The following is a 1,542-nucleotide window of genomic DNA, read 5'->3' on the forward strand; positions in this document are numbered from 1 at the left end:
CATCTTGATCGATGGCAAGCGTCACAACCATCGGACAACAACACACCTGGCAGTCTTCAATGTAAATCAATGATTCTTCCGTCTCAGCAAAACCCGCATCCAAAAGCAATTCGATTGGCTCGCCACAATTGGGGCAGTAATCCTGCCAGCTGATCCACTCGTCCATCACGAACACCTTTTCTCAATCAAGCGACTTCAGATCTTTCTCACTAAAGCCCAACAGATACAGAATACTGTCCAGACCCAGGGTTGAAATTGACTGTCGCGCACTCTGTTTCACCATGGGCTTCGCCCGAAAGGCAATACCCAGACCGGCCACGCTGAGCATTGGCAGATCATTGGCACCGTCGCCCACTGCAATAACCTGATTCAGGGAAATACCCTCTTCAGCGGCCATCTGCTGCAGTAGTGTGGCTTTTCGCTCACCATTGACAATGTCGCCTTTCACTTGGCCGGTCACCTTGCCGTCAACCATGTCCAGTTCATTGGCGTGAATGTAGTCTATCCCCAGTTGTTCCTGAAGATAGCGGGCAAAATAGGTAAACCCACCGGATAGAATAGCGGTACGATAGCCCAGTGAACGAAGAGTGCGGATCAATGTTTCTGCACCTTCGGTTAACGGCAGTTGTCTGGCAATACCGCCCAGCACAGACTCATCCAGCCCCCTCAGCATCGCCAGACGCTGGCGAAAGCTGTCATTAAAATCCAGCTCACCCTGCATGGCGCTCTCAGTGATCTTTGCCACCTGATCCCCCACACCTGCGGCCTCTGCAAGCAGGTCGATCACTTCTGCTTCAATCAGGGTGGAGTCCATATCAAAGACAACCAGCCGACGGTTACGCCGATAAATACTGTCTTCCTGAAATGCGACGTCAGCATCCAGGTCAGCGGTAAGATTGAGAAAGTCAGCCCTGAGCTTTTGCTGATCAGGGGCCGTACCCCGAACTGAAAACTCCAGGCACGATGAACGGTGGTTGTCTTTTACATTATTACGCAGCGATCGTCGACCGGAAAGGCGGGAAATATGGTCAATGTTCAATCCATGAGCGGCGGTAATACCAGAGACCCTGGCAATTTGTTCCGCTGTGACATTACGGGATAACAGCGTCAGGATATAACGATTTTTGCCTTGCTCAGATACCCAGTGCTCGTAGTCCTCTTCGGATATCTGTTGATAACTGAACTGCAAATCACTTTCATGGAAATGGAACAGAAGATCTTTCAGCATTCTGTTGGCAAGCACAGAATCGCCACTACCTGAAGCCTGGTCTGGCAGACGTACAAGAATTCCCCAGGTCAGGGTATCGTGAATGACCGACTGACCGATATCCAGAATCTCCAGACCGTAGTTGGACATAATAGCGGTGATGGATGAAGTGAGACCCGGCTGGTCTCGACCAGTTACATTAAGCAGTATTATATTGCTCACCTTTTTATGCACGCTTGTACTTTTTCGCATAGCCAATAAATTCGTTAATAAATACGCCAAGTAGCTGGCCATATGGAATCGAATATTTCTGGCTACTTGGGCTGGTACTATGC

The 1,542-nt window shown here is 49.7% G+C and carries 2 protein-coding genes; both read right to left on the reverse strand.

Going from position 1 to position 1,542, the window contains the following annotated elements:
- Positions 1–166 (reverse strand): CPXCG motif-containing cysteine-rich protein (locus KDK14_RS04165; RefSeq protein ID WP_257263762.1); only part of this gene is annotated, 166 nt, incomplete at its 3' end.
- 15 nt (positions 167–181) lie between these two features.
- Positions 182–1,429: a phosphoserine phosphatase SerB gene (gene serB, locus KDK14_RS04170; protein WP_257263761.1), complete on the reverse strand. Its 1,248-nt coding sequence runs from the start codon at positions 1,427–1,429 to the stop codon at positions 182–184.
- Between the last annotated feature and the right edge of the window lie 113 nt (positions 1,430–1,542).

The sequence above is a fragment of the Endozoicomonas sp. ONNA2 genome (genome assembly GCF_024606365.1).
Lineage (GTDB): Bacteria > Pseudomonadota > Gammaproteobacteria > Pseudomonadales > Endozoicomonadaceae > Endozoicomonas.